The sequence below is a fragment of the Streptacidiphilus jeojiense genome (assembly GCF_000719095.1).
Taxonomy (GTDB): domain Bacteria; phylum Actinomycetota; class Actinomycetes; order Streptomycetales; family Streptomycetaceae; genus Streptacidiphilus; species Streptacidiphilus jeojiensis.
In genome coordinates this window covers 1-22,779 of the sequence record NZ_JOEH01000040.1, presented here as the reverse complement: position 1 = coordinate 22,779, position 22,779 = coordinate 1, and the positions used below count along the sequence as shown (strand labels likewise).

Sequence of the window (22,779 nt, the reverse complement as noted above, 5' to 3'; positions counted from 1 at the left end):
CCGCCCGGCGCCGGGGCGCGAGCGGGAGCGCTGGTGTCTCTGGGCCCTCCGGCGGGTGCCGGTGGGCCGGGGTGGACGCGGCAGCCTACTCGGCTGCCACCTCCTAGGCTTCCGAGACCTCGTCGCCGTCGGGGGCGTCGACAGTCTCTTCGGCGGCCTCGGCCGCCACGGACTCGGCCGGCTCCTGCGGCGCCTGCTCGGCGGCGGGAGCCTCCTCGTCCTCGGCGGGACGGCCCTGGCGGTCGGCCTTGCGGGCGGCTGCCGCCTCGCGGGCCTCGGCCATGGCCTCGGTCTTCTTCTTGTGCGGGCCCAGAACCATGATCATGTTCCGGCCGTCCTGCTTCGGGTTGGACTCGATGAAGCCCAACTCCTCGACATCCGACGCGAGCCGCTGCAGCAGCCGGAAGCCGAGCTCGGGGCGGGACTGCTCGCGACCACGGAACATGATCGTGATCTTGACCTTGTCACCCTGCTTGAGGAACCGGACGACGTGACCCTTCTTGGTGTCGTAGTCGTGCGGGTCGATCTTGGGGCGGAGCTTCATCTCCTTGATGACCGTGTGCGCCTGGTTCTTGCGCGCCTCACGGGCCTTCAAGGCGGACTCGTACTTGAACTTGCCGTAGTCCATGAGCTTGCACACCGGCGGCCGGGCGGTCGCCGCGACCTCGACCAGATCCAGGTCGTACTCCTGCGCAAGTTCCAGGGCCTTGGCCAGCGGCACGATGCCGACCTGCTCGCCACTGGGACCGACGAGTCGCACCTCGGGGACGCGAATCCGGTCGTTGATGCGGGGCTCGGTGCTGATGGATCCTCCTCGGTTGCACCTCGCGGCTGCCGACGGCAGTCGCGTGAACAGCGGACTTTTCACCGCCATACAGGACTTCATTCGTACCGCGGTGGGGATGCGCCGGGCGCAGCACCGCGGGCACGAAAAAAGCCCCGCATGACACACAGGCGGGGCTCCACGGAAACCGGCGCGCTGCCGCGGAGCACATGTCCGCGATACGCGCTGAGCGATGCCGCATCCTTGGCAGGACGGGCACCACCGGACCGGAACCCGACGACCCTGCGGTCGATGCGGGTGGGAGGAGACTCCACTTGTGGGCCGGGTACGGTGTCCTCGGGATTTCCCTCGGGCACGCCAGTACCTGGCCGGTCAGTGTCCAACCATAGCAGCGTTCCGCCGTAGCGCAGAATTCCCCGGCGCGGAGGCGTTTTGGGTGCGCCCCCCGGTGATCAGGCAGACTGCGGTGCAGACATCCGTGTTCGACCGGTGAGACGAGTACCCATGAGCAGCCAGCCGGAGAGCCCCGAGGCTCCCGAGAACCCCGACTTCGACGACCTGACCCGCGACATCGCGGACGTGCCGGCGGTGGAGGTCATCACCACGGTGGCGGTGCACCTGATGAGCGCGGCGGCGGTCAACCTGGGGCTGGCCGAGGACGGCGAGAAGCACAAGGACCTGGACGAGGCCCGCAAGCTGATCACCGCCCTGGCCGGGCTCGTCACCGCTGGCGCGCCGGAGATCAGCAACTTCCACGCCGCACCGCTCCGCGACGGCCTGAAGTCGCTGCAGCTCGCCTTCCGCGAGGCCTCCCTGGTCCCGGACGAGCCGGGCACCGGCCCGGGCGAGAAGTTCACCGGACCGGTCTACGGATAGCCGGGCGCGTCTGCGGACAGAACGCGCGAAGCTTCGGGGTTGCTGGGCGTCAGCGGCTGTAGAGCGGGGGCTGGGGCTCGGCGGGCGACGGGGGGACGACCGCCAGGTCGAGCCCGCGGTCCAGCCGGATCCGGAGCAGGTCGTCGGCGGCGAGGGCGGCCGCCAGCCGCTGGACCACCGCGGTGAGCTCGGCGGAGTCCGTCGCCGGGTCCGGGATCAGCGCCAGCGTCGCGTCGGCCCGCTCGCTGGGCATCAGATGGGCCCGCAGCACGGCCGGGTGCGGGGCCAGCAGACCGCGCACCGCCTCGGCGACCTCCGGGTCGCGCAGCGGTTCGATCCTGGCGCGGCCCTCGGCGACGGCGCGCATCGCGGCCCCCGAGAGCTCGTAGAAGGCCGGCCCCGCCAGGTCGATGAGCAGCGCGTCGGCCTGCTCCGACCAGGCGGCCTGGACCGCCTGCCGGGCCGGGACCGGGGCCGGACGGGCGTCGGAGCGCCAGCGGGCCAGCGCCTCCAGCGAGGTGAAGGCCGGCAGTCCCCTGCGCCCGTCCGGCGCCTGGACGGTGGGGACCGCCATGTCGCTGGACTTCTCGTGCTTCAGGCCGTCCGCACCGGTCTCGGCCTCGCCGAGGATCGCCACGATCGGCACCATCAGCCGGGCGTCGACCAGGGCCGCCAGCAGTTCCTGCTCGGTCCCGGGCGAGGCCTCGGCCGCGTGCCGGGCGAGGGCCGCCGCGAGGCGGGGGTCGGCCGAACCGTCGTCGCCCGCGAAGCCGGGATCGGGGATGTTCTTACGCTGCACCCGGTGAGCCTAGTCGACCCGACCGGCCGCGCCGGACCGCGCCGGACCGGGCCGGGGCCGCGTTGCCAGCCGATTCCACACTTTCTCCCAGGCCACGCGTAGCCGCGGTGCCTACCGTGCGGAACCATGTCGACGACAGGTCCGGGCGGGCCGCAGGAGCAGGAACAGGCGCACGAGCACGGGCACGGGCAGGGACCGGGCCGGCGCAGCGGCGCGGGTCTGCTGCGGAGCCGCGCCGCCATCGGTGCCGCCGTGGTGCTGGTGGTCGCGGTGGCCACCACGACCACGATGCTGCACGGGCACGGGGCGGCCGCACAGAACAGCAGTCTGGTCTCGGCCGCCTCGTCGTCCTCGGATTCCGCCTCGGCCCCCGGCGCGACGACGGTAGTGTCGGCATCCGCTGCCGCGTCGGCAGCGGCGTCGGCGTCCGCATCGACGTCCGCGGAGGCCTCGGCGCAGCCCTCGGCGACCAGCTCGGAGGCGGCCATGGACCAGCTCGAGAAGGCGGCGTCCGCGGCCGAGGGCAAGGTGGCCGTGGCCGCCACGGACCTGACCACCGGGGCCGCGCTCGACTACGGGGACACCGACCACGGCTTCGTCACCGCCAGCATCGCCAAGATGGACATCCTGGCCACGCTGCTGCTGCAGGCCCAGGACGACGACCGGACGCTCACCTCGTCGCAGCGCTCGCTCGCCACCCGGATGATCGAGAACAGCGACAACACCGCAGCCGACAGCCTCTACCAGGCCATCGGGGAGAGCAGCGGGCTGGACGCCGCCAACAAGCGGTTCGGCCTGACCGGGACCGAGGGCGGATCGGGGCTCTACTGGGGGCTGACCACCACCAGCGCCGCCGACCAACTGCGGCTGCTGCGGCAGGTGTTCACCAGTTCCTCGGTGCTGAGCTCCGCCTCGCGCAGCTATGAGCAGGGGCTGATGAGCCAGGTCGAGACCGACCAGCGCTGGGGCGTCAGCGCCGCGGCGACCAGCTCCGACTTCGCGCTGAAGAACGGCTGGCTGCCGCGCTCGGCCACCGGGCTGTGGGTGATCAACAGCGTCGGCCGGGTGTCCCGCAACGGCCATCTGCTGCTGATATCCGTGGTCTCGGACGGCAACCTCTCCGAGTCGGGCGGAATCTCGCTGGTGGAGTCGATGGCGAAGGCCGCGGCAGAGACCCTGGACCAGAGCTGAGCAGGGCTCATACTCGGCCGGGCGATCCCCCTACCGGCAGGTAGTGACGATGTGGCAGGCTTCCGGCATGGTGACACCTTCCGCTGACCGCACGCGCTACGACCGTGCCACGGCCCACCTCGACGCCCCGCTGGCGATCGTGGACCTCGAAGCCTTCGACGCCAACGCCGAGGACCTGGTCCGGCGCGCCGCGGGCAAGCCGATCCGGGTGGCCAGCAAGTCGGTGCGGGTCCGCGCCCTGCTGGAGCGGGTGCTGCGGATGGACGGCTTCCAGGGGATCATGAGCTTCACCCTGGCCGAGTCGATCTGGCTGGCCCAGGCCGGCTTCGACGACATCCTGCTCGCCTACCCCTCCGCGGACCGGGCCGGCTACGCCGAGCTGGCCGCCGACCCCAAGCTGGCCGGGGCGATCTCGGTGCTGCTGGACGACCCGGCCCAGCTGGACCTGATCGACGCCGCCCGCGGGGCCGGGACCGAGGAGATCCGGGTCTGCCTGGAGCTGGACACCGCACTGCACCTGCTCGGCGGCCGGATCCGGATCGGGGCGCGGCGCTCGCCGCTGCGCACCCCGGAGGCGCTGGCCGAGTTCGCCCGACTGGTGCAGCAGCGCCGCGGCTTCCGGGTGGTCGGACTGATGGCCTACGAGGGTCACATCGCGGGGGTGGGCGACAGCATCGCCGGCCGTCCGTTCCGCTCGCGGGCGGTGCAGCTGATGCAGCGCACGGCCCGGGCCGAACTGGCCCAGCGCCGGGCCGCGGTGGTGCGCGCCGTACGCGAGGTCGCCGACCTGGAGTTCGTCAACGGCGGTGGCACCGGCAGTGTGGAGAGCACCGTCGCGGAGGACGCGGTGACCGAGGTCGCCGCCGGGTCGGGCCTCTACGTCCCCCGGCTGTTCGACAACTACCGGTCGTTCCACGGGCGTCCGGCCGCGCTGTTCGCCCAGCCGGTGGTGCGCAGGCCCGGCGTGGGCGTGGTGACCGTGCTCGGCGGCGGCTACCCGGCCTCCGGCGCCGCAGGCGCCGACCGCTCCCCGGTCCCCTACCTGCCGCAGGGGCTGCGCTACGACTCCCAGGAGGGGGCCGGCGAGGTGCAGACCCCGCTGCTGGGATCGGTCGCCGACGACCTGCTGATCGGCGACAAGGTGTGGTTCCGGCACGCCAAGGCCGGCGAGCTGTTCGAGCGCTTCGCCGAGGTGCGGCTGATCGAGGGCGACCAGGTGGTGGAGACCGTACCCACCTACCGGGGCGAGGGCCGGACCTTCCTCTGACGCCTTCGAACGCCGCTGTTCGCGGCTGCTCATGGCTGCTCATGGCTGTGCCCCCGCCGACCGGTCGGCGGGGGCACAGCCACGCGGGGAGTCGCGTGTCAGAAGGCGCGTGTCAGGAGTTGCTGCCGGTGGTGCCGGAGGTCCCGCCGGAGGCACCGGAGACGGTGGCGTCCTTGATGCCGCTGACGATGGTGTCCATCACCGAGACGTCGGGGGCCTTGGCGGCGGTGTCGAAGCCCAGGTGCACGGCGACCAGGCTCTTGTTGTCGCTGGTCGGGAACACCACGGTCTCCACCGTGCCGTCGTTGCCGACCTTGGCGTCGACCTTCCAGCGGATCAGGTAGCCGGAGCGCCCGGCCACGGTGACCGCCTGGGACTCCAGCACGGTGTGACTGTTGAGGTCGTTGTACGCCTCCTTGGCGGCGGCGGCGATGTCGGCCTCAGCGGCGGCCTTGGCGCCGGCGCTGACCGAGGCCTTGAGGGTCTCGGTGTTGGCGCCGCCGAGGGAGCAGGTGGAGCTGGAGCCGGAGGTGGAACCGGCGCAGGTGTAGGAGCCGACGTACATGGAGGCGAAGCCGTCCGTGGTGGTACCGCCGGTCCAACCGCTGGGAATGGGCAGGGATATGCCGTCGACGATGTCGTAGGCGGTGGTGCTGCTGGTGCTGGTGCCGCCCGAGCCGCCGGTCGAACCGTCACCGCCGGTGGAGCCGCCCGTGGAGCCGCCGGGGAGGTTGCCGCTGCCTCCGGTCGAGCCCGAGCCGCCCGAGGAGCCCCCCGAGCCGCCCTCACCGAACAGTCCGCCGTTGCCACCTCCGTTGCCCGGCGTGGACACGGCCGCCTTGGTCGTGCCGTTGTCGCTGCCGTCCATGATCAGGTAGGTGGTCAGGCTGCCGATGCCGAGCCCCAGCAGGGCCGCCACCGTCCCGGCCACCACCGTGGCCCGGCGCGGGCGCGAGCGCTGCTTCGGGACGTCGGTCTCGACGGACAGCGGTTCGTCCGTCTTGGTGCTGACGGTCCATTCGGTGCCGTTCCACCACCGCTGTCCGGGGTTGGTGGGATCGGCGGGCTTGGGGTCCGGGTACCAGCCGGCCGGGGTTGTCGTACTCACACGCGCAATCTAAGGCTTGTTGGATAAGCAAGCAGTCAATCGCCTCTGAGGATCAGCTGAGAATGACATGAGGCAGGAAGCGGGCGTACTCATCCGTGATCAGACCGGACGACTCGCGGATGCCCAGACCGGCCGGCTCGCCGTCCACCACCCAGGCGCCCAGCAGCGTCCGGTTGCCGTCGAAGTCGGGCAGCGGCGCGAACTCCTGCCAGCAGTACCGCTCCTCCGGATCCAGCGGCTCGGACGGCCCGCCGGCCTCAGTGATGACCACGCCGGCGCCCTCGCGGCCCAGCAGCGGTTTGGCGACATGAGCCTTCAGCAGCCGGGGTCCGTCCAGGTAGGCGGGCAGCAGGTTGGGGTGGTCCGGGTAGAGCTCCCAGAGGATCGCCAGCAGCGCCTTGTTGGACAGCAGCATCTTCCAGGCCGGCTCGATCCAGCAGGTGGCACCGCTGCCGCCGCCCTGGTCCAGGGTGTCCAGCACATGGCCACCGAAGTCGTCGGAGACCAGCCACTCCCAGGGGTAGAGCTTGAAGACGGTGCGCATGAAGCGCAGGTCCAGGTCGACGAACCGCTGCGACAGCGCGTCCCAGCCGATGTCCTCGACCGAGATCGGCACCGTCTCCAGCCCGGCCTGGCGGGCGGTCTCCATCAGGTAGACCGTGGTCATCTGGTCCTCGCCGAGCTCGTCCACCCGGGAGTGGGCGAAGTGCACCGGGCCCGGCGCGAGCAGGTGGGCCTGCCGCCGCCAGGCGTCGACCAGCCGTTCGTGCAGCGAGTTCCACTGGTCGGCGCCGGGGAACCGCTCCTCCATCCAGAACCACTGCGGGCTCGCGGCCTCGACCAGGCTGGTGGGGGTGTCGGCGTTGTACTCCAGCAGCTTGGCCGGGCCGCTGCCGTCGTAGCGCAGGTCGAAGCGGCCGTAGAGGCTGGGCTGCTCGGCGCGGCGGCGCCAGGAGGTGCGGATGGTGGCGGCGACCACCTGGTCGGTGATGCCGAGGTCGCGGAAGCGGTTGTGCTCGACGATGTGCTCGGCGGCGGCCAGGCACATGGTGTGCAGTTCGGCGACGACCTGCTCCAGCGCCTCGACCTCGGCGAGGCTGAAGCGGTAGTACCCGGACTCGTCCCAGTAGGGCCGCAGGCCGCCGTCGGGGAAGCGGGTCAGCGGGTAGATCAGCCCCTGCTCCTCGACGATGCTCTGCCAGTTCGGACGGGGGTCGATGCGGTGGCGTTCCATGAGGACGGCTCAGCTCCCGCTCGAACCGCTGCCGTGGCTGCCCAGGCCGCCGCGGGTGACGCCCTTGCCGGTGCTGCTCTTGCCGGTACCGGTCTTGTCGGTGGAGCCCTTGCTGCCGCTGCCGCTCGAACTGCCGTAGTAGCGGTGGTACCCGGCCAGCCCGGTGGAGGTGCCGCCCTTCTGGTACCACTGGTACCGGTCGGTGTCGGCGTAGCCGCCGCCGGGTGCGCTCTTGCAGAGCTTGTCCGCGACGGTCCGGTAGTTGGTGGTGTCCACGCAGCGCTTGTCCGCCTCGCTGTCGCAGGAGGTGAGCGCCAGCGCCAGGCTGCTCACCATCCCCAGCGCGACCGCCCCCGAGCGCATTCTGCGCGCAGTCATGCCCGTCACGTACTCTGCCCCCCAGCTCTTACCCTGATCTTACCGAGGGGTCAGAGTACATGATCGTTCCAGCGGCTCTACTCCGGGGTCACGTAGGCGCCGCCGATACCGCCGTCGACCAGGAACTGACTGGCCGTCATGAACGAGGAGTCGTCGCTGGCCAGGAAGGCCACCGCGGCGGCGATCTCCTCGGGGCGGGCGAAGCGGCCCAGCGGGATGTGGACCAGGCGGCGGGCGGCCCGCTCCGGGTCCTTGGCGAACAACTCGCGCAGCAGCGGGGTGTCCACCGGGCCCGGGCACAGGGCGTTGACCCGGATCCCCTCCCGGGCGAACTGCACGCCCAGCTCACGGGACATCGCCAGCACCCCGCCCTTGGACGCGGTGTAGGAGATCTGCGAGGTGGCCGCGCCCATGACGGCGACGAAGCTGGCGGTGTTGATGATGGAGCCCCGGCCCTGGCGCTGCATGTAGGGGAGGGCCGCCTTGCAGCAGAGGTAGACCGAGGTGAGGTTGACCTCCTGGACCCGGCGCCAGGCGTCGATGCCGGTGGTGAGGATGGAGTCGTCGTCGGGCGGGGAGATGCCGGCGTTGTTGAAGGCGACGTCGACGCTGCCGTAGCTGTCGAACGCGGCCTTGAACAGGGCCTCCACCTGGTCCGCGTCGGTGACGTCGACCCGTACGAACAGGCCGCCGACCTCCTCGGCCGCCGCCTTGCCCGCGGTCTCGTCGATGTCGCCGCAGACGACGTTGGCACCCTCGCTCGCCAGCCGGCGGGCGGTGGCCAGGCCGATGCCGCTGCCCGCGCCGGTGATCACGGCGGTGCGGCCGACCAGGCGGCGGCAGACGGACTCGGTCGCTTCGTTGCTCATGTGCGCTCTACTCCTCGGTGGCGAAGAAGACGTTCTTGGTCTCGGTGAAGTGGGCAAGGGCGTCCGGGCCCAGCTCGCGGCCCAGTCCTGACTCGTTGAAGCCGCCGAAGGGCGTCCAGTAGCGGACCGAGCTGTGCGAGTTGACGGACAGGTTCCCGGCGTTGACGCCGCGGGCCAGCCGGACCGCCCGGCCCAGGTCGCGGGTCCAGAGCGAGCCGGACAGGCCGTAGCGGGTGGCGTTGGCCAGCCGCAGCGCGTCGGCCTCGTCGGTGAAGGGCAGTACCACCGCGACCGGGCCGAAGATCTCCTCGGTGGCGGCGCGGCTGTCCGGGCTCTCCGGGGCGAGCAGGGTCGGCGGGCACCAGAAGCCGGGGCCGGTCGGAGCCTCGCCCTGGGCCAGGATCTTCTGGTCCGGCGTCAGGTAGGAGTGCACCCGGTCGCGCTGGACCGCCGAGATCAGCGGGCCCATCTCGGTGTCGGGGTCGGCCGGGTCGCCGACCCGGACCGCGGCCACCGCCGGGGCGACCCGGGCCAGGAACTCGTCGTAGACCTCGCGCTGCACCAGGATCCGGGTCCGGGCGCAGCAGTCCTGCCCGGAGTTGTCCAGGAAGGACATCGGCGCGGAGGCCGCGGCCCGGTCCAGGTCGGCGTCGGCGAAGACGATGTTGGGGCTCTTGCCGCCCAGTTCCAGGGTGACCCGCTTCAGCTGTCCCGCGCAGCGGGCCATGATCTCCTTGCCGACCGCGGTGGAGCCGGTGAAGACGATCTTGCGCACGCCGGGGTGGTCCACCAGCGCCTGTCCGGTGACCCGGCCGTGGCCCGGGAGCACCTGCAGCAGACCCTCGGGCAGACCGGCGGCGAGCGCCAGTTCGGCCAGCCTGAGCGCGGTGAGCGGGGTGGTCTCGGCGGGCTTCAGCAGCACCGCGTTGCCGGCCGCCAGCGCCGGGGCGAAGCCCCAGGCGGCGATGGGCATCGGGAAGTTCCACGGCGCGATGACGGCGACCACGCCCAGCGGCTCGTGGAAGGTGATGTCCAGTCCGCCAGCGACCGGGATCTGTCGCCCGGTCAGCCGTTCCACTCCGCCTGCCGCGTATTCGAGCAGGTCGCGGACGTTGCCGGCCTCCCAGCGGGCGTTGCCGAGGGTGTGTCCTGCCTCGCGCAGCTCCAGCTGCGCCAGCTCGTCCACCGCGCCGTCCACCGCGTCCGCGAAGCGGCGCAGCAGCCGGGCCCGGTCACCCGGGGCGAGCGCGGCCCAGCGGCGCTGGGCCGCCGCGGCGCGCACCACGGCTGCGTCCACCCGCTCGGGCGTGGTCGCCGGGACGGTGGCGAGCACCTCCTCGGTGGCGGGGTTGAGGACCGTGAGGTCGTCGGTCATGGGTGGAGTGCTCACATTCGCTCGAAGGAGCGGAACCGCTCCCAGTCGGTGACGGCGGAGTCGTAGGCGTCCTGTTCGACCTCGGCCATCCGCAGGTAGTGCTGGACCACGTCGCTGCCGAAGGCGGCCTCGGCGATCTTGCTGCCGGCCCAGAGGCCGGCGGCCTCGCGCAGCGTCGCCGGAAGGTGCTCGTAGTCGGCCGAGTAGGCGTTGCCGGCGCAGGGCTCCGGCAGTTCCAGCTGCTGCTCGATGCCGTGCAGTCCGGCGGCGATCATTCCGGCGACGGCCAGGTAGGGGTTGACGTCCCCGCCGGGGGCCCGGTTCTCGAAGCGCAGCGAGGGGCCGTGGCCGACCACCCGCAGCGAGCAGGTGCGGTTGTCGCGGCCCCAGGCGACGGCGGTGGGGGCGAAGGAGCCGGGGCGGAACCGCTTGTAGGAGTTGATGTTGGGGGCGTAGAGCAGGGTGAGCTCGCGCATCGCGGCCAGCTGGCCGGCCAGGAAGTGCCGCATCAGCGGCGACATGTCGCCGTCCTCCCCGGCGCAGACCGACTTGTTCCGGGCGTCGCGCAGCGAGAGGTGGATGTGGCAGCTGTTGCCCTCGCGCTCGTTGTACTTGGCCATGAAGGTCAGCGACATGCCCTGCTGGGCGGCGATCTCCTTGGCCCCGGTCTTGTAGACGCTGTGCTGGTCGCAGGTGGTGAGGGCGTCGTCGTAGCGGAAGGCGATCTCGTGCTGGCCCAGGTTGCACTCGCCCTTGGCGGACTCCACCACCATCCCGGCGGCGCCCATCTCGTTGCGGATCCGGGCCAGCAGCGGCTCGATCCTGGCGGTGGCCAGCAGCGAGTAGTCGGCGTTGTACTGGTTGGCCGGGGTCAGCTCGCGGTAGCCGCTCTTCCAGGCGTCCTCGAAGGTGTCCCGGAAGACGATGAACTCCAGCTCGGTCCCGGCCCAGGCGGTGAGGCCGTGCTCGGCGAGCCGGTCCAGCTGGCGCCGCAGGATCTGCCGCGGCGAGGCGGGCACGGGCGTGCCGTCGTGCCAGGCCAGGTCGGCGGTGACCAGCGCGGTGCCGGGCTGCCAGGGGGTGCGGCGCAGCGTGGCCAGGTCCGGGACCAGGGCGAAGTCGCCGTAACCGGTGTCCCAGGAGGCCATCGGGTAGCCGTCGACGGTGTTGAGCTCGACGTCGACGGCGAGCAGGTAGGCGCAGCCCTCGGCCCCATGGGCGAGGGTGTCGTCGAGGAAGAAGCCGGCCGCGAAGCGCTTGCCCTGCAGTCTGCCCTGCATGTCGGTGAAGGCCACGGCTACGGTGTGGATCTCCCCGGCGGCGACCAGTCGGCGTAGTTCCTGGACGCTGAGCGGTGGTTGACGGTCTGTCACGGACGGGCCTCCGACTGCTTTCGCTTGCTTTCCGAATGGACCGGCGGTCGAGCAAGCCAAAGGTATAGCCTTGTACCAATGAAAGGGAAGGGGGCTCGATGAGCGGGACTGCGGCGGGTACCCGTCCGACCGGCGCCGATCCGCTGGCCGCGGCACTGCGGCCGGTTCGGTCGGGGAACACCTTCGAGGAAACGGTTCAGCGGGTGCTCCAGCTGATCCGGCTCGGGCTGGTGCCCGAGGGCGAGCGGCTGCCCCCCGAGCGGGAGCTGGCCGAACGGCTCCAGGTCAGCCGGGTGACACTGCGTGACGCCCTGAAGGTGCTCCAGGACGCCGGGCTGTTGGAGATCAGGCGCGGCCGCTACGGCGGCGCCTTCGTCCTGCCCGCGCGGCAGGACACCCCCTCGGGCGACGGCGCCGAGCTGCGCCGTCGGGCCGAGCTGCTGGGCGACCGGCTGGAGGACACCCTGCTCTTCCGCGAGGTGCTGGAGGTCGGCGCAGCCGAGCTCTGCGCCGCCCGGGAGACCGCCGGCGAGGAGGAGGAGCGGCTGCGGGAGTGCCTGGCTGCCACCGCCTCGGCCGGGCTCGCCGACTACCGCAGGCAGGACACCCGGCTGCACCTGGCCATCGCCGAGCTCAGCGGTTCGGTCTCGGTCGCGGCCCAGTACGCGGCGGTCCGCTCGACCGTCAACGAACTGCTCGACTGCATCCCGCTGCTGCCGCCCAACCTGGAGCACAGCGAACGTCAGCACACCGAACTGGTGGCCGCGATCCTGGGCGGGGAGCCCGAGCGCGCCCGCGCGGTGATGCGCCAGCACCTGGCCGGGACGGCCGCGCTGCTGCGCGGCTTCCTGGCCTGACCGACCACAGGAGAGGCTGGATCCATGAACCGTCCGCTCATCGGCGTGACGACCTATCTCGTCCCGGCGGGCTGGGGGGTGTGGACCGAGACGCAGGCCGCGCTGCTGCCGGTCCAGTACACCGACCAGGTCCAGCGGGCCGGGGGCGTCGCCGCGATGTTGCCGCCCGGCGACCCGGCGACCGCCGCCGACACGGTGTCACATCTCGGCGGACTGATCGTCAGCGGCGGCCCGGACGTCGACCCGGCCCGGTACGGAGCGCCGCGCGACCCGCGCACCGACCCGGCGCCGACCGAGCGCGACGCCTGGGAGCTGGCCCTGATCGCCGCCGCCCTGGAGCAGCGGCTGCCGCTGCTGGGGATCTGCCGGGGCATGCAGCTGCTCAACGTCGCCTGCGGCGGCGACCTGGTCCAGCACCTGCCCGACCTGGTCGGGCACGAGGGCCACTCCCCCACCCCGGGCGCCTACGCGGTGCACCCGGTGGTCCCGGTCCCGGGGACCCGGCTGGCGGCGCTGCTCGGCAACCGGCCGATGAACGTGCCCACCTACCACCACCAGGCGGCGCACCGCCTGGGCGCGGGACTGACCGCGAGCGCCCACCACCCCGACGGGACGGTGGAGGCGGTGGAGCACGCGGACGGATTCGCGCTGGCGGTGCAGTGGCATCCGGAACAGGGCGAGGACCTGCGGCTGTTCCAGGCGCTGGTCCGAGCGGCGGCCGGCGGGGCGGCGATCGGCGGGGCGGCGGCCGACGGGGCGGCAGGCACGGAAGGCGCGGTCAGGTCGGACGGCGCGGCCAGCTCAGAGGGCGCGGCCCACGAGGCGGTGATCACGGAAGGGTCTGGTGTGTACACGGCTCCTGTTCCAGGATGATCCCATGCCTGACGACTCCGCACCCCGTACCGCGTTCCACGACCTGGGGGCGTTCCTCGCCCTGCCCAGGATCAACTCCCTCGTCCTCTCCCCCGGCGGCGACCGGCTGATCGCCTCCGTCGCCGAACTGGCCGCCGACGGCGCCCGCTACGTCACCGCGCTGTGGGAGATCGACCCGGCCGGGCAGCGCCCCGCCCGCCGGCTCACCCGCTCCGCCAAGGGCGAGTCCGCACCCGCCTTCCGTCCGGACGGCACCCTCCTCTTCCTGTCCGCCCGCCCGGACACCGATCCGGCCAAGGACGCCCCGGCCGAGGAGGAGGCCGCGCTCTGGGCGCTGCCCGCCGGCGGCGGCGAGGCGTACCGGGTGCTCGGCCGCCCGGGCGGGGTGGACGGCGTGGTGACGGCGCGTCACTCCGACCGGACCGCCGTCCTCGGCTCGCTGCTCCCCGGCGCCGAGGACGCCGAGGCGGACGCCAGGCTGCGCAAGGCCAGGAAGGAGGCCAAGGTCGGCGCGATCCTGCACGAGGAGGCCCTGGTCCGGTTCTGGGACCACGACCTCGGCCCCGGGCTCCCGCACGTCTTCACCCTGCCCGAGGCGTCCGCCGGCGCGGTCCCGGTGGACTGCGGTCGGGTCGGCCGGAGCGACGCGTCGCCGACGCTGTCGCCGGACGGCGCACTGCTCGCCCACGTCGTGGAGATCACCGACGACACCGACCGGATCCGCAGCGCCGTCGCGGTCGTGGACGCGGCCACCGGCAAGCGGCTGCGGCTGATATCGGCGGACGACGCCCAGTTCTCCGCCCCGGTCTTCGCCGCCGACAGCCGCACCCTGATCTGCGAGCGGGGCACCCTGTCGGACTTCGAGGAGAGCTACGACCTGACCCTGTGGTCGCTCGACGCCACCGACGAGCAGGACCGGGGCCGCGACCTGCTGCCGGACCTCGACCTCTGGCCCGGCCCCGGAGTCCCCTCCCCCACCGGCGACGCGGTGTTCTTCAGCGCCGACCAGCTCGGCCACTCCCCGGTCTTCCGGCTGGACACCACCGGCACGGTCACCCGGCTCACCGCCACCGGCAGCTACACCGACCTGTCCGTCTCGCCGGACGGCGGCACCGTGTACGCGCTGCGCGCCGCGATCGACGCACCGCCCACCCCGGTGCGGCTGGACAGCTCCGGCGCCGACCAGCAGCCGGCCGAACTGCCCTCCCCGGCACCGGTCGGCGCGCTCCCCGGCACCCTCACCGAGGTCACCACGACGGCCGAGGACGGCACAGCGCTGCGCTCCTGGCTGGTGCTGCCCGAGGGCGCTAGCGCCGAGGCGCCGGCGCCGCTGCTGCTCTGGGTGCACGGCGGTCCGCAGGGCAGTTGGAACGCCTGGACCTGGCGCTGGAACCCCTGGGTCGCCGCGGCCGCCGGCTACGCCGTACTGCTGCCCGACCCGGCCCTGTCCACCGGCTACGGGCTGGAGATGCACCGGCGCGGCTGGCAGGACTGGGGCGGCAACCCGTACCGGGACGTCATCGCGCTGACCGACGCCGCGCTGGAGCGCCCCGACCTGGACGCCTCGCGCACCGCGATGATGGGCGGCTCCTTCGGCGGCTACATGGCCAACTGGATCGCCACCAGCACCGACCGCTTCAAGGCGATCGTCACCCACGCGAGCCTGTGGAACCTGCACTCCTTCGCCGGCACCACCGACGCCCCGCACTACTGGCGGCGCGGCTTCGGCGACGTGCTCAGGACCACCGAGCGCTATGAGCGGTCGTCACCCCACCTGCGGGCGGCGGAGATCAGCACCCCGATGCTGGTGATCCACGGCGACCGCGACTACCGGGTGCCGATCGGCGAGGCCCTGGGCCTGTGGACCGACCTGGTGCGCTTCGGCGTCCCGGCGAAGTTCCTCTACTACCCGGACGAGGGCCACTGGATCCTCAAGCCCAACAACGCCAAGGTCTGGTACGCCACCGTGCTGGCCTTCCTGGCCCACCACGTGCTCGGCGAGGAGTGGCGCCGCCCCGACCTGCTGTGAACGGTCGTCAGTAGGTCACGCCGGTGAGGTTCTCCGACACGGCCCACAGCCGCTCCTGCGCGGAGCGGTCGTGGGCCGGCGCGGCGGCGGCCTTGAGCACCGGGAGGCCGCGCATCTCGAACGGGCCGTCAGGACCGTAGTAGTGGGCGCCCATGGCGAGCGGGTCGGTGGCGGCGCGCAGGGTGGGCAGCGCGCCGCCCTCGACCGACTGGGCGACCAGGCCCTCCACCAGCGTGTTCAGCGGCCGCAGCGGGGCCCGGGTGTGCCGGGTCAGCTCGGTCGCCGTGAAACCGGGATGGGCCGCCAGCGCGATGGTCCTGGCGTCGGAAGCGGCCAGCCGGCGCTGCAGCGCGTACATGAACATCAGATTGGCCAGCTTGGAGCGGGCGTAGGCGGCCGCCCTCCGGTAGTGGCGCTCCGACTGCAGGTCGCCGAAGTCGAGCCCGTGGCGCGCCTGCTTGTGCGTGATGCTGCTGAGGACGACCACCCGCGAACCCTCGGTGTCCCGCAGCAGGTCCAGCAGCAGCCCGGTGAGCGCGAAGTGGCCCAGGTGGTTGGTGCCGAACTGCAGCTCGAAGCCGTCGGCGGTGCGCTGGTACGGCGGATACATCACCCCGGCGTTGTCGATCAGCAGATCGAGGTGGTCGAAGCGCTGGTGCGCCTCCGCCGCAGCCGCCCGGACCGAGTCCAGCGAGGCCAGGTCCAGCGCCAGCAGCTCGGTACGGCCGCCGATCGCCGCCGCCGCAGCCTCGGCCTTGCGCGGGTTCCGGCAGGCCAGCACGACGGTGGCGCCGCGCTCCGCGAGAACGGTGGCGGTCTGTAGGCCCAGGCCGGTGTTGGCCCCGGTGACCAGGGCGATCCGCCCGGTCTGGTCGGGGACGTCGGCGGTGGTCCAGGCCATGCGGCGCTCCAGATGCGTTGGCTCGTGTGCTCTGCGTGTGCTTCGCAGGGGGAGCCTGCTGCGCCCCCGACGCGCTGTCAAGAATCGTCGGAACCGGCGGCTGTCGTACCCGTGCGGCATGATGCAACGCATGACCGCACCCTCGTCCGCCACCCCGCCGGCCCGGCTGATGCTGCTCGACACCGCCAGCCTGTACTTCCGTGCCTTCTTCGGCGTGCCCGACTCGGTCCGCTCCCCCGACGGGCAGCCGGTCAACGCCGTCCGGGGCCTGCTGGAGTTCATCACCCGACTGGTCCACGACCACGCTCCCGACCAGCTGGTCGCCTGCTGGGACGCCGACTGGCGACCGCAGTGGCGGGTGGACCTGATCCCCACCTACAAGACCCACCGCCTGGCGGCCGAGCCCGAGGTCGAGGGCCAGGAGGAGGTCCCGGACACCCTCTCCCCCCAGGTCCCGGTGATCGCCGCGGTCCTGGACGCCCTCGGCATCGCCCGCATCGGCGTCGCCGGCTACGAGGCCGACGACGTCATCGGCACCCTGGCGACCCGTCACCCCGGCCCGGTCGACGTGGTCACCGGCGACCGGGAGGCTGCAGATTACCAACCCCGCGTGCAGATCGTCACGGGCGACAGGGACCTGTTCCAGCTGGTGGACGACGCGCGGGGCGTGCAGGTCCTCTACCCGATCAAGAGTGTCGGGACGCTGCAGATCACCGACGACGCGCTGCTCATGGAGAAGTACGGCGTCAACGGCTCCCAGTACGTCGACTTCGCCGTCCTGCGCGGCGACCCCAGCGACGGCCTGCCAGGGGTCGTCGGCATCGGTGAGAAGACCGCCACCAAACTCATCAACCAGTACGGCGACCTCGCCGGCATCCAGGCCGCCGCAGTCGACCCGGACAGCAAGCTCACCCCCGCCCAGCGCAAGCGCCTCATCGAAGGCACCGACTACCTCGCCGTCGCCCCCAAGGTCGTCAGCGTCGCCACCAACGTCCCGCTCCCTGCCTTCGACCCCACGCTCCGCGCCGAACCCCTCGACCCAGTCGCCCTCGAAGAACTCTCCGAACGCTGGGGTCTCGGCACACCGCTAAAACGCCTCCTCGACACCCTCGCCGACGCCAAGTCGCAGATCTCGTGACACACAGGGGCACGGATCTCCCGAGGCGCATATTCACGCGACGGGCCAAGTTGCAACACGCCGACCGAAGCAGCTGAGAGGCCAGCCATGACTGATGAAGACGTCGCCAGACCCACCTCGCACTATCCACCCGCCGACATCACCCCCGCGCAGTTCGAAAGTTTCGTCGCTGATCTTCTGTGGTCAGCCCAGCCCGATGTTGATGACTTGAAGGTGACTCTGCACGAGTCCATCACTGGCGTAGACGGCACCTACGACTTCGACGCCACCATTCGCTACCAGCTCGCCGGCATGGATTTCCTCGTCCTGGTAGAAGCAAAGAGGCATAAGAATCCGATCAAGCGCGAACTCGTTCAGGTCCTGCGCGAAAAGATTCTCAGCGTCGGTGCCCAGAAGGGGGTCATGATTTCAACGGCCCCATACCAGAGCGGCGCCCTTAATTTTGCCAAGACACACGGAATTGCGCTCGTCACCGTCACAGAAGGGCGGTTCACCTTTGAGTCCAGAGGCGCGAATCAGCCCCCCTTGATGACAAGGGAAGAGGCGTGGGAGAAGTTTAGGGTCCCCACGTTTGTAGGGCACTGCTACGGGCCAGGGGCCAGTCCAAATTCCACCGCTGTGACATTGGTGAGTTCCAAGGACACAGAACGCGTAGCCGACCTCCTATTGGCATTTCCACAGGCCAGCTAGACGGCAACGTGGAACTCATCCTCGGATAGATCTTGATGCGCTGTCAGTCGGCGTGCCTCCGCGGGGCCGACTCCGAGTGCTGTGCGAATGTATTCGCCTCGCGCTGATCGCGAACCTGGCGGGTTATTCGTCGATCTGCTGGAGATCGACGGCACGGCTGTCGCCGGCTGCGGCGAGTGCATCGATGATGCGCCGCCACTGCTTCAGTGTGCTGGCGTCCAGAGTCGCCTGTTCACGCAGTTCGGCCAGCCAGTGGGTGACGAACCAGCAGCGGTTGGCGAAAGCCACGGCGCGGCCGTCGATGATGCGATCGAGCCATGCCAGCCCCACGGTGCACTGCCATGTGCGGGAGGCGGTACAGGCGAACTGAGCCAGCGCGTCGGCGGCTTTGGGTTCACCGCCGACAAGGCTGATCCACCGCTGGGCCAGACCCCCCAATGCCTCCGGGGCGATCCAGTCGCGGCGGGCGCCGTCGAGGCTGTCGTCCGGGTGAGTGTCGGAACTCCGCAGTCGCGGGGTCGGCAGGAGGGCGCCGAGGGCGTAATCGGCCCAGTGGCCCCTGCCCCCGCGTAGATCGGCGCCCGCGTCGATGGCGTCGAGCGTGGTCTCCAGGACCAAGGGCCACACGCTCGGAAGCATGGCGCGCAACTGAGGGTGGTAGGTGAACAGGAGGGCGAAGTCGTGGAGCAGTTGCTGCAAAGCGTTGGCGTTGGCGGCGAACGTTTGCAGATGCGCGGTGAGCGGTTCCGGTTCGTCGTGGGCGGCGAGGTGGAGCAGGACGCGGGCTACGAGTTCGCGCTCCGGATCCTGGTATCCGGCATAGCCCTTGCTCATCCAGTGATCCGTGCCAGTGAGGTGCGCGTCCAACAACACCGGCAGCAGCGCGGTTGCCCGCCCTGTCAGGCAGGGGGTGCTGCGGGCCGCGAACGTGGAGGCGATCGGCATGGCTAGCCGGTTCACCAACAGGTCGGAAGCGGGGACGGTGGGCAGGTTGTCCGTGTATGGAGGCGGCAGGAATTGCGGGTCCCGGCTCTGTGTCTGGGTGTTCCAGGAGCCCATTCGGCAATCGCCGAGTCCTGCTTGGACAGCGCTCCACAGGGGTTCGTGCCTCCGGCAGAGGGTGCCGTCGCCAAAGTCAGTGCAGGGGGCGCTCCATACCGGTGCGCAGCCGATGGCGAAGGCGGTGCGGACTTCGTCGTACAAGCTGGTGGCCAGGGTGGTGAGTGCGTCCTCGGTCACGGCAGCGTCGAGGTCGAGACCGTCGAAGGGTGGCAGGAGGAGGGAGGGGACGGCTTTCGCGGCCGAGCGGTCGGCTGCCATCGGGTACGTGGTGGCTTCGGTGCTCATGCCGTCGGTGAGCTGGTTTGCGGCGGCAGTCAGGAGCGTGGCAGCGGTCCACTGGAGATCTTCGTACGGGACGGTGATCTGCCCGCAGGCGTGGCTTCGGACGGCGGCCGCCGCGACGGCGGCCACAGGGTCTTCCGGGTTCAGCGGGCCGCTGGTGGGGGGGTTGGCTGCGAGGCGCCGGGCGAGGCCGATGTCTGTCAACAGGGTGTCCACGGGCCATGCATCGCGGTGGTCGTAGTCGGTGTAGGTCAGCTCCAGACGCAGTGCCTCGTTTCCAGTCCGGAAGTCGGCAGCTGAGGGTGCCAGTGCTTCGGCGATGGGGGCCGGGGGCTGGTACTGCATCACGAACGAGCCGTCCGGGGCGCGGCGGGTGTGGTAGTTCTCGGGCCGGAACACTGAGGCCCAGGACTGGACGACGACGAGGTGGACGCTGCCGTCGTCTGCAGCCATCGCCTGGGCGTTGGCGAGGAGTTGGTCTGCGACGGCGGCGAGCTGGTCGAGTCGTGACTGGTCGCCCGCGACCATGGCGCGCAGGGTCATTTCAGCTGCCGCGTCGCGAGGCGTGAGCCGGCGCCGACCGGCAGCCTCGTCCGGGTTGGATTCCCGTCCATGGAATCTGCTCTCCGCGGCGCTTCGGCTGAACTCCAGCTCCCATAGGGCCGGGGAGGTAAGCCATGGATCGAGCAGGGTGCCGGCTGCGTCGAGGTGACGGATCAGCAGACCGACGACGAGCCCCGCCATGGCGAGGTTGTTGCAGCCCCGCATGAGCAGTTCCACGACGCTCTTGACGGGGATGCTGAGGTCCCTGATGAGGTGGTCGGCAGTTCGTTCGACCGCCATGAGCGCGCTGATGCAAGGGTAGGGGCCGACAGTGGAGCCGCGATACCAGCCCCACACATGGCTGTCCCCCACGTAGTGCCGCGGCCCGATCCCGGGAATGTCGAGGTCCAGCCCGTCCAGGGCCTGGCCGAGCTCGGGGGTAACTGCCCGGTAGCGCATCCCGCGTCGGACGCGGGTCGCTGCGGCGTGGTCGAGCATTCGGTTGATCATGTCGAACGTGTCGGCGGGCAGCTTGTTCATCAGTCCGAAGAACGGGCCGTAGTACCAGGCGGCGAACGGGGGACCGAAGCCGAACTCCTGCCCATGGCGGTAGTCTCGGATGCCGTTGTCCCGCAGCCCCCAGCCGGAGTCCCCATCCGGGGTGGGGTGGTCGATGTAGTACGCCTCGGTAAGGCCAAGGAGCAGCGGCGCGTCGCTCTGGGCCAGGCTCAGGACGGCGCGGGATGACTCGATGGCTGGCTCCAGGCGGCCGGGTTCAGTGGCTGCCAGGTCCTTCAGCCACTGCTGTGTTCGGTCGTCGGCGTCGGGGCCGAGCATGGCCAGTGCTTCGACGGCGAACCCGTCGTAGCGTTCCGGGTCTGCGGCCAGGATGCGGTCGCGCACCTGCTGACGTAGCTGGTCGGGTCCGCGGTTGTCTCGGGCCATGCCGCGCAGCCACGCCAGCACAAGCTTGCGGACGGTCCCGCCCATGCCCTGGCGGGAATGGCGGTGGTGCTGTCCCAGGTCGTGGTCGCCGCAGAAGGTGACGGCCACCACGGGCGCGAGCGCGAAGGGGTCTGCGACGGTGTCGGTGCCGTAGCGAAGGTGAGCGAGCCGTAGCAGCGTCTGTACGCCTTTGTGGCCGTCGGCGGCGAGATTGTCCCACAGGTCTTCAATGGCCTTCTGCGCATCGCCCAGGGTCAGCAGTGCCTCGATCGGGAGCTCCGCCCACCGCTGCCCGTCGCTCTCGCCGAGTTCGTCGAAATCGCTGCGCAGCGCGCTCCAGCCGGCTGCTCGATCTGCAGTCAGGAGTTTGGCCTGGCAGGCGAGTCGGACCGCGCGGATGGCCCAGCGCGGCGCTCCAGTCGCCCACAGGGGTTCCCAACCCACTGTCAGGAACAGGCGGCACAGGGCGAAGTCGCGGACCAGGTCGGTGGCGAACTCGTCGCCTGCGGCGAGTGCGGGATTCGCGGGTGGGCGCAGCACCCCGTCGGAGCGCAGTCTCGCCCGTACGGTGCCGGTCGGCATCGTACCGCCGGGGGCCTTAAGCGTGGCGCGCGCCACCGCCAGTACGGCCTCCTCACGGTCGTCCGGGGATGGGCTGTCGGGTTCGTGTTCCTCGTTGTTGCGGATCAGACCGTTCCAGACTGCTGCGAAGACGTCGGCCTCGGACAGCAGGTCGGTCGTCTCGGTTACCGTGCCGGCCCGCAGTAGGGCGTCCACCAGGCCGGGTCGGCCGACCAGCCACTCGGCTCGCGCGTCGGCGCTGAGCCGGATCAGCGACTGGAAGGTTTCCACGAGTTGGAGTCGCTCGGCCGGGGAAAGGCGTGCCACCGTGTGCACGCTCAGCTGCTCGGCGCCGCCTACTACTGACGTGGCGTCTTGCAGAACCTCCTGTACACGTTTGGAGCCGTCGGTCCGGGTGACGGCGACCACTCCGATCCCGTTTCGTAGGGCAGCCGTGGTGAGTTCCCGAAGCAGGTCCCGGCGGCCTTCGAGCACGGCCTCCGCCCCGTCGAGGAGGAGTAGCCGCACCGGGCTGATCTCCGTCGCTGCCAGCACGTCCGCCATCGAGCCGTGTCCCAGGAGGCGTTCGGCCTGTGCTACCGAGGAGGGGAGGTCACGCAGGCTCAGCGAGATCACCGCCGCACCCTGCAGGGCAAGCTGCTCGGCGGCACGCAGGGTGAGTGCGGATTTGCCGACGTCGGGTTCCCCCGTCACCACCAGCGCTGCGCCCATCCGACCCGCGTTGGTCATGGCGTCGGCGAGACGGCCTCGTTCCTCAGCGCGCTCCAGTTCCAGCCGCACACCACTGGCGGACAGGTCCGCTCGGATGCCCTCGCGCAGTCGCCGGCCCAGGCCGTCCAGCACCGACCACGCCCCGCCGTAGGACGAGGACCGGGCCAGCGGGTATCCGCTGAGTGCGCGGCGCACCAGCGCCTGGTTGACGCGTGCCGCCGATGCGGCCCAGGCTCCGCTCTTCTCCGCCAGTGCCGCGAACACCCGGTCCGCTGTCTCTGTCGCCTCCTCGGCCACCACTCGCCGCAGCATCGAGACGGCCGTGGTCCGGTCGCTCTCGTCCGCACCCTCCAACCGCAGCTTCCGCACCCGTAGCGCCGACAGCCAACGCCACGTCAACTCCTTCGCGTCGACCAGTGCCAGTACGGGGTCGCCGAACGCCGCCGCGGCCACCAAGGCGTCCAGATGCGCCAACCGGCCCCGAACGCCGGCATTCGTTGCTGCGGGCCGGTCCACCGCGTCGCGGAACTCCGCCGCGGAGGGGACGGATTGCGCGATACTCGCCAGTAGATCGGTCTCCCGCACAGCGGTACTGGCTACGCCCACCGCCAGGGCAACCCTCCAACGGCCCGCTGCGACTTCGTCCCAGTGCTCGGTCACCACCCGCAGGAACGCTCTCACCAGCGGGACGGACTTCGTGTCGCTGGTGGTCAAGTCGGGGTCCCGGCGCACCCCGATCGATACCCGCCGGATGCGGCCATCGGCCGTGCGGCCCTCCACCACGACGTCGTCGATCGGGCTGATGTCGCTGGCCTGAGAGGGCGTTAAGTCCGTTTTTGGTAGATGCCTCGTCCGGGTTGGGTGAGGACGCCTTGGCGGACGAGTCGGCCTAGGCGGCTTCGGGTGGTGCTC

Annotated in this window: 18 protein-coding genes; 8 read left to right on the top strand and 10 right to left on the bottom strand. The window is 71.1% G+C overall.

Going from position 1 to position 22,779, the window contains the following annotated elements:
- Positions 1 to 103: 103 nt before the first annotated feature.
- Positions 104 to 874, bottom strand: coding sequence for a translation initiation factor IF-3 (infC, locus tag IF29_RS42805; RefSeq protein ID WP_051726528.1), 771 nt, complete (start codon positions 872 to 874; stop codon positions 104 to 106).
- Positions 875 to 1,288: 414 nt separating this feature from the next.
- Here infC and IF29_RS0137090 point away from each other — a divergent pair, with 414 nt between their 5' ends.
- Positions 1,289 to 1,660: a DUF1844 domain-containing protein gene (locus IF29_RS0137090; RefSeq protein WP_030265259.1), complete on the top strand. Its 372-nt coding sequence runs from the start codon at positions 1,289 to 1,291 to the stop codon at positions 1,658 to 1,660.
- A 49-nt stretch (positions 1,661 to 1,709) separates the two neighbouring features.
- On the opposite strand, the gene IF29_RS0137085 is transcribed toward IF29_RS0137090, so the two are convergent.
- Positions 1,710 to 2,459 (bottom strand): SseB family protein, encoded by a 750-nt coding sequence (locus IF29_RS0137085; protein WP_030265257.1) that lies wholly within the window; start codon positions 2,457 to 2,459, stop codon positions 1,710 to 1,712.
- A 126-nt stretch (positions 2,460 to 2,585) separates the two neighbouring features.
- Here IF29_RS0137085 and IF29_RS48685 point away from each other — a divergent pair, with 126 nt between their 5' ends.
- Complete coding sequence (locus IF29_RS48685; RefSeq protein ID WP_051726527.1) at positions 2,586 to 3,650, top strand: serine hydrolase; 1,065 nt, start codon at positions 2,586 to 2,588, stop codon at positions 3,648 to 3,650.
- Between the two features lie 67 nt (positions 3,651 to 3,717).
- Positions 3,718 to 4,917 (top strand): amino acid deaminase/aldolase, encoded by a 1,200-nt coding sequence (locus tag IF29_RS0137075; RefSeq protein WP_030265253.1) that lies wholly within the window; start codon positions 3,718 to 3,720, stop codon positions 4,915 to 4,917.
- A 112-nt stretch (positions 4,918 to 5,029) separates the two neighbouring features.
- Here IF29_RS0137075 and IF29_RS42800 read toward each other — a convergent pair whose 3' ends face one another.
- The 6 genes from IF29_RS42800 to IF29_RS0137045 all read right to left on the bottom strand — a co-directional run bounded on the left by IF29_RS42800 (position 5,030) and on the right by IF29_RS0137045 (position 11,254).
- Positions 5,030 to 6,025: a DUF2510 domain-containing protein gene (locus IF29_RS42800; protein ID WP_037598127.1), complete on the bottom strand. Its 996-nt coding sequence runs from the start codon at positions 6,023 to 6,025 to the stop codon at positions 5,030 to 5,032.
- A 52-nt stretch (positions 6,026 to 6,077) separates the two neighbouring features.
- Complete coding sequence (locus IF29_RS0137065) at positions 6,078 to 7,259, bottom strand: glutathionylspermidine synthase family protein (RefSeq protein ID WP_030265250.1); 1,182 nt, start codon at positions 7,257 to 7,259, stop codon at positions 6,078 to 6,080.
- Positions 7,260 to 7,268: 9 nt separating this feature from the next.
- Positions 7,269 to 7,637, bottom strand: a complete 369-nt coding sequence (locus IF29_RS0137060; RefSeq protein WP_030265248.1) for a hypothetical protein — start codon at positions 7,635 to 7,637, stop codon at positions 7,269 to 7,271.
- A gap of 77 nt (positions 7,638 to 7,714) precedes the next feature.
- The gene (locus IF29_RS0137055) at positions 7,715 to 8,506 is read right to left on the bottom strand and encodes a 3-oxoacyl-ACP reductase (protein ID WP_030265245.1); all 792 of its coding nucleotides are present in this window, start codon (positions 8,504 to 8,506) and stop codon (positions 7,715 to 7,717) included.
- A gap of 7 nt (positions 8,507 to 8,513) precedes the next feature.
- Positions 8,514 to 9,881 carry an aldehyde dehydrogenase family protein gene (locus tag IF29_RS0137050; RefSeq protein ID WP_030265243.1) on the bottom strand — a complete coding sequence of 456 codons (1,368 nt, stop codon included), beginning with the start codon at positions 9,879 to 9,881 and terminating at the stop codon, positions 8,514 to 8,516.
- A gap of 11 nt (positions 9,882 to 9,892) precedes the next feature.
- Positions 9,893 to 11,254, bottom strand: a complete 1,362-nt coding sequence (locus tag IF29_RS0137045) for a glutamine synthetase family protein (protein ID WP_030265240.1) — start codon at positions 11,252 to 11,254, stop codon at positions 9,893 to 9,895.
- A gap of 98 nt (positions 11,255 to 11,352) precedes the next feature.
- On the opposite strand from IF29_RS0137045, the gene IF29_RS0137040 reads away from it, so the two are divergent.
- Genes IF29_RS0137040 through IF29_RS0137030 form a run of 3 tightly spaced genes read left to right on the top strand, consistent with a single transcriptional unit; the run spans position 11,353 to position 15,013 of the window.
- Positions 11,353 to 12,111, top strand: a complete 759-nt coding sequence (locus tag IF29_RS0137040) for a FadR/GntR family transcriptional regulator (protein WP_030265238.1) — start codon at positions 11,353 to 11,355, stop codon at positions 12,109 to 12,111.
- Between the two features lie 24 nt (positions 12,112 to 12,135).
- Positions 12,136 to 12,984, top strand: coding sequence for a gamma-glutamyl-gamma-aminobutyrate hydrolase family protein (locus IF29_RS0137035; protein ID WP_063757701.1), 849 nt, complete (start codon positions 12,136 to 12,138; stop codon positions 12,982 to 12,984).
- A gap of 4 nt (positions 12,985 to 12,988) precedes the next feature.
- Positions 12,989 to 15,013, top strand: a complete 2,025-nt coding sequence (locus IF29_RS0137030; RefSeq protein WP_030265233.1) for a S9 family peptidase — start codon at positions 12,989 to 12,991, stop codon at positions 15,011 to 15,013.
- A 7-nt stretch (positions 15,014 to 15,020) separates the two neighbouring features.
- On the opposite strand, the gene IF29_RS0137025 is transcribed toward IF29_RS0137030, so the two are convergent.
- Positions 15,021 to 15,914: an oxidoreductase gene (locus IF29_RS0137025; RefSeq protein WP_030265230.1), complete on the bottom strand. Its 894-nt coding sequence runs from the start codon at positions 15,912 to 15,914 to the stop codon at positions 15,021 to 15,023.
- A 130-nt stretch (positions 15,915 to 16,044) separates the two neighbouring features.
- Here IF29_RS0137025 and IF29_RS0137020 point away from each other — a divergent pair, with 130 nt between their 5' ends.
- Together IF29_RS0137020 and IF29_RS44140 are read left to right on the top strand one after the other, a co-directional pair.
- A complete protein-coding gene (locus IF29_RS0137020; protein ID WP_380523795.1) occupies positions 16,045 to 17,052 on the top strand; it encodes a 5'-3' exonuclease in 1,008 nt (335 codons plus the stop codon).
- 87 nt (positions 17,053 to 17,139) lie between these two features.
- Positions 17,140 to 17,742 (top strand): restriction endonuclease, encoded by a 603-nt coding sequence (locus tag IF29_RS44140; protein ID WP_051726525.1) that lies wholly within the window; start codon positions 17,140 to 17,142, stop codon positions 17,740 to 17,742.
- A gap of 123 nt (positions 17,743 to 17,865) precedes the next feature.
- Here the strand turns inward: IF29_RS44140 and IF29_RS0137010 are convergent, their stop codons facing one another.
- A complete protein-coding gene (locus IF29_RS0137010; protein ID WP_157624123.1) occupies positions 17,866 to 22,581 on the bottom strand; it encodes an ATP-binding protein in 4,716 nt (1,571 codons plus the stop codon).
- Between the last annotated feature and the right edge of the window lie 198 nt (positions 22,582 to 22,779).

Coding starts and splice junctions, on each gene's coding strand:
- IF29_RS44140 (WP_051726525.1), top strand. CDS start 17,140: ATGACTGATGAAGACGTCGCCAGACCCACCTCGCACTATCCACCCGCC.
- IF29_RS0137055 (WP_030265245.1), bottom strand. CDS start 8,506: ATGAGCAACGAAGCGACCGAGTCCGTCTGCCGCCGCCTGGTCGGCCGC.
- IF29_RS0137040 (WP_030265238.1), top strand. CDS start 11,353: ATGAGCGGGACTGCGGCGGGTACCCGTCCGACCGGCGCCGATCCGCTG.
- IF29_RS0137020 (WP_380523795.1), top strand. CDS start 16,045: ATGACCGCACCCTCGTCCGCCACCCCGCCGGCCCGGCTGATGCTGCTC.
- IF29_RS0137050 (WP_030265243.1), bottom strand. CDS start 9,881: ATGACCGACGACCTCACGGTCCTCAACCCCGCCACCGAGGAGGTGCTC.
- IF29_RS48685 (WP_051726527.1), top strand. CDS start 2,586: ATGTCGACGACAGGTCCGGGCGGGCCGCAGGAGCAGGAACAGGCGCAC.
- infC (WP_051726528.1), bottom strand. CDS start 874: ATGGCGGTGAAAAGTCCGCTGTTCACGCGACTGCCGTCGGCAGCCGCG.
- IF29_RS0137075 (WP_030265253.1), top strand. CDS start 3,718: ATGGTGACACCTTCCGCTGACCGCACGCGCTACGACCGTGCCACGGCC.
- IF29_RS0137065 (WP_030265250.1), bottom strand. CDS start 7,259: ATGGAACGCCACCGCATCGACCCCCGTCCGAACTGGCAGAGCATCGTC.
- IF29_RS0137090 (WP_030265259.1), top strand. CDS start 1,289: ATGAGCAGCCAGCCGGAGAGCCCCGAGGCTCCCGAGAACCCCGACTTC.
- IF29_RS0137060 (WP_030265248.1), bottom strand. CDS start 7,637: ATGACTGCGCGCAGAATGCGCTCGGGGGCGGTCGCGCTGGGGATGGTG.
- IF29_RS0137025 (WP_030265230.1), bottom strand. CDS start 15,914: ATGGCCTGGACCACCGCCGACGTCCCCGACCAGACCGGGCGGATCGCC.
- IF29_RS0137030 (WP_030265233.1), top strand. CDS start 12,989: ATGCCTGACGACTCCGCACCCCGTACCGCGTTCCACGACCTGGGGGCG.
- IF29_RS0137035 (WP_063757701.1), top strand. CDS start 12,136: ATGAACCGTCCGCTCATCGGCGTGACGACCTATCTCGTCCCGGCGGGC.